This window comes from Streptomyces sp. NPDC054961 (assembly GCF_053609145.1).
The window spans coordinates 81,212-85,506 of record NZ_JBSGWY010000037.1; the positions used below are offsets into that span (position 1 = coordinate 81,212).

A 4,295-nucleotide genomic window follows, 5' to 3' on the forward strand; every position below is an offset into this window, starting at 1 on the left:
GGGGCGCCCCCCGCCCGGCGCGCGACTCCACAAGAGGCTTGTGGCCCGACCCCCCCCCCCCGGCCGCCGCCCCCCCCCCCGCTGCCGGCCGGGGCTGACCCGTTCAACGGTGGTGCGGTGGTGCGGTGCTGCGGTGGACCTCAGCCGAGGATCGCGAGCGCCTGGTTCAGCGTCTCGGACGGCCGCATGATCGCCGAGGCCTTGGCGGCGTCGGGCTGGTAGTAGCCGCCGATCTCGGCCGGGGAGCCCTGGACGGCGATGAGCTCGCCGACGATCTTCTCCTCGGACTCGGCCAGCGTCTTGGCCAGCGGGTCGAACGCGGCGGCCAGCTTCGGGTCGGCGGTCTGGCGCGCCAGCTCCTGCGCCCAGTACAGGGCGAGGTAGAAGTGGCTGCCGCGGTTGTCGATGCCGCCCAGCTTGCGGCTCGGCGACTTGTCCTCGTTGAGGAAGGTGCCGGTCGCACGGTCCAGGGTGTCCGCGAGGACCTGGGCGCGGGCGTTGCCCGTGGTGGTGGCGAGGTGCTCGAAGGAGACCGCCAGCGCGAGGAACTCGCCGAGCGAGTCCCAGCGCAGGTAGTTCTCCTTGACGAGCTGCTGCACGTGCTTCGGGGCGGAGCCGCCGGCGCCGGTCTCGAAGAGGCCGCCGCCGTTCATCAGCGGGACGACCGACAGCATCTTGGCGCTGGTGCCCAGCTCCAGGATCGGGAAGAGGTCGGTCAGGTAGTCGCGCAGCACGTTGCCGGTCACCGAGATGGTGTCCTCGCCGCGGCGGATGCGCTCCAGGGAGTACTTCGTGGCCTCGACCGGGGAGAGGATCTTGATGGTCAGACCCTCGGTGTCGTGGTCGGCGAGGTACGTCTTGACCTTGGCGATCAGCTGCGCGTCGTGCGCGCGGCCCTCGTCGAGCCAGAAGACGGCCGGGACGCCGGTGGCGCGGGCGCGGGTGACGGCGAGCTTGACCCAGTCCTGGATCGGCGCGTCCTTGGTCTGGCAGGCGCGGAAGATGTCGCCGGCGGCGACCTCCTGCTCCAGGACCGTGGCGCCCGAGGCGTCGACGACGCGGACGGTGCCCGCGGCGGCCAGCTCGAAGGTCTTGTCGTGGCTGCCGTACTCCTCGGCCTTCTGGGCCATGAGGCCGACGTTCGGCACCGAGCCCATCGTGGACGGGTCGTACGCGCCGTGCGCGCGGCAGTCGTCGATGACGACCTGGTAGACGCCGGCGTAGCTGCTGTCCGGGAGGACGGCGAGCGTGTCGGCCTCGGCGCCGTCCGGGCCCCACATGTGGCCGGAGGTGCGGATCATGGCCGGCATCGAGGCGTCGACGATGACGTCGGACGGGACGTGCAGGTTGGTGATGCCCTTGTCGGAGTCGACCATCGCGAGGGCCGGGCCCTCGGCGATCTCGGCGTCGAACGAGGCCTTGATCGCGTCGGCGTCGGGCAGCGCGCCCAGGCCGTTCAGGATGGTGCCGAGACCGTCGTTCGGGGACAGGCCGGCGGCGGCCAGGGTCTCGCCGTAGCGGGCGAAGGTCTTCGGGAAGAAGGCGCGGACCACGTGGCCGAAGATGATCGGGTCGGAGACCTTCATCATCGTGGCCTTGAGGTGCACGGAGAACAGGACGTCCTCGGCCTTGGCGCGCTCGATCTGGGTGTTGAGGAAGGTGCGCAGCTCGTCGACGTGCAGGACGGAGGCGTCCACGACCTCGCCGGAGAGTACCGGTACGGACTCGCGCAGCACGGTGACGGCGCCGTCGGCGGCGACGTGCTCGATGCGCAGCGTGCCGGCCTCGGTGATCACGGCGGACTTCTCGGTGGAGCGGAAGTCGTCGGCGCCCATCGTGGCGACATTCGTCTTCGACTCGGGGACCCAGGCGCCCATGCGGTGCGGGTGCGCCTTGGCGTAGTTCTTGACCGAGGCGGGAGCGCGGCGGTCGGAGTTGCCCTCGCGCAGGACCGGGTTGACGGCGCTGCCCTTGATCTTGTCGTAACGGGCGCGGTTCTCGCGCTCCTCGTCGCTCTTCGGGTCGTCCGGGTAGTCCGGGAGCGCGTAACCCTGGCCCTGGAGCTCGGCGACCGCGGCCTTGAGCTGCGGGATCGAGGCCGAGACGTTGGGCAGCTTGATGATGTTGGCGCCCGGGGTCTTCGCCAGTTCGCCGAGCTCGGCGAGGGCGTCCGCGATCCGCTGGCCCTCTTCCAGGTACTCCGGGAAGCTGGCGATGATCCGACCGGCCAGGGAGATGTCACGGGTCTCGACATTCACACCGGCCGTCGACGCGTACGCCTGGATGACAGGCAGGAACGAATACGTCGCGAGGGCCGGGGCCTCGTCAGTGTGCGTGTAGATGATGGTCGAGTCAGTCACCGGATGCTCCGCTCCACAGTCTGCGTCTCTCGTCTGCAACATTGCTCGACATCAAGATATCTCGTGATCGGGCCGGTCTGGACAGCCCCCCGAGCAAGCCGGGACGAGACGCGTGTCACGTTCGGTGACGAGGAGCCCCTCCTGGGGCCGGAAACGGCGAAAGCGCCGCCACCGGCTGTTTCCAGCCGGTGGCGGCGCTCACGCACCACCGCTCAGGGGCCTGCTCAGGCGTGGACGGCCTTCGGGCTCGGGCCGTACTGGTTCGGGGTCGGCTGACCCTCGGTGGCCGTCAGGACCAGCAGCCAGATGCCGCCGATGAGCGGCACGAAGGCGATGAAGTACCAGGCGCCGGACTTGCCGAGGTCGTGGAGTCGACGAACGGTGAGCGCGATGCAGGGGACGATGATCGCGAGGATGTAGAGCCCGTAGATCACCATGTTGGCGCCGATGACGGCGTCGATGATGGCGACGACGATGGCGACGCCCAGGTTGAAGAGGAAGAACATCCAGAACTCCTGGCGGCGCGCGCGGCCGGAGAAGTCGGCGTACTTCTTCAGAACGTCGGTGTAGTAGTGCATGGGTCCCCCCAGGGCGGTTCGTCGGCCCGTCCTGATGGAGCAAGCCGGGGCAGAATTTATGCCCCGCTTACGTCGCGGTCAAGCCAGTTGGCAAGGCACCAGAAGGGTTACTTTTCGGCCCTCGTCGCCCTAAACACATGAGTAACGGACGTAACTCGGAACCCACCGGTCCCATATCCTCACAGAACGTGACGCAATGAGCTGACGGAAGTCTTACGTCAGGGCGTGGGAGCCCCCTTCGGACGGCTGCGGTCCGTAGCGTCGCCGCCATGCGCGTACTCGTCACCGGCGGAGCCGGGTTCATCGGCTCCCACATCGTTACCACTCTGCGTCTTCGCGGCCACGATCCGGTCGTCCTGGACCTCGTGCCCCCCGCGGACGGCGGAGCGTTCGTACGGGCCGACGTGCGAGACCCCGAGGCCGTACGGGCCGCCCTGCGCGGGGTCGACTCCGTCTGCCACCAGGCGGCGATGGTCGGCCTCGGCAAGGACTTCGCGGACGCCCCGGCCTACGTCTCCCACAACGACCTGGGCACGGCGGTGCTGCTCGCCGCGATGGCGGACCGCGGGGTCCGCACCCTGGTGCTGGCGGGCTCGATGGTGGTCTACGGCGAGGGGCGCTACGCGTGCCCCCGGCACGGGGTCGTCCGCCCGGGCCCGCGCCGGGTGGCGGACTTGGCCGCCGGGCGCTTCGAACCCCGCTGCCCGCTCTGCGGCGCGGAGCTGGCGCCCGGGCTGGTGGACGAGGACGCTCCGACCGACCCCCGCAACGTCTACGCGACGACGAAGCTGGCGCAGGAGCACCTGGCGGCGTCGTGGGCCCGGTGCGTGGACGGCCGGGCGGTGGCGCTGCGCTACCACAACGTGTACGGGCCGGGGATGCCGCGCGACACCCCGTACGCGGGGGTGGCGTCCTTCTTCCGCTCCTCGCTGGCCCGGGGCGAGGCGCCGCAGGTGTACGAAGACGGCGGCCAGCGGCGGGACTTCGTCCACGTGCGGGACGTCGCGGAGGCCAACGCCCTGGCGCTGGAGGCCGCGGCCGCACCGCTCGGGGTGTGCACGCCGTACAACACCGGCAGCGGCAGCCCCCACACGGTCGGCGTGATGGCCACCGCCCTCGCCGTGGCCCACGGCGGCCCCCTCCCCGTGGTCACCGGCGAGTTCCGCCTCGGCGACGTCCGCCACATCACGGCCGACTCCCGACGCCTGCGCGCGGACCTCGGCTGGCTCCCCCGTGTCGCCTTCACGGACGGCATGAAGGAATTCGCCCACGCCCCCCAACGCCCCCAGAACACCCCACCCCGCCCCACCAACGACCCCCACCCCGCCGACAAACCCAGCCCCGCCGGCGTTTGAGG

3 protein-coding genes are annotated in these 4,295 nt (G+C 70.6%); 1 reads left to right on the forward strand and 2 read right to left on the reverse strand.

What is annotated here, in order from left to right; genetic code table 11:
* Positions 1 to 140 precede the first annotated feature (140 nt).
* Together ACWF9Z_RS28005 and ACWF9Z_RS28010 are read right to left on the reverse strand one after the other, a co-directional pair.
* Complete coding sequence (locus ACWF9Z_RS28005) at positions 141 to 2,360, reverse strand: NADP-dependent isocitrate dehydrogenase (protein ID WP_453606324.1); 2,220 nt, start codon at positions 2,358 to 2,360, stop codon at positions 141 to 143.
* Positions 2,361 to 2,584: 224 nt separating this feature from the next.
* Positions 2,585 to 2,938, reverse strand: a complete 354-nt coding sequence (locus tag ACWF9Z_RS28010; protein WP_453606325.1) for a DUF805 domain-containing protein — start codon at positions 2,936 to 2,938, stop codon at positions 2,585 to 2,587.
* A 269-nt stretch (positions 2,939 to 3,207) separates the two neighbouring features.
* Here ACWF9Z_RS28010 and ACWF9Z_RS28015 point away from each other — a divergent pair, with 269 nt between their 5' ends.
* Entirely contained in the window at positions 3,208 to 4,293 is a 1,086-nt protein-coding gene (locus tag ACWF9Z_RS28015; RefSeq protein WP_453606327.1) for an NAD-dependent epimerase/dehydratase family protein, read from the forward strand.
* Positions 4,294 to 4,295: the final 2 nt, after the last annotated feature.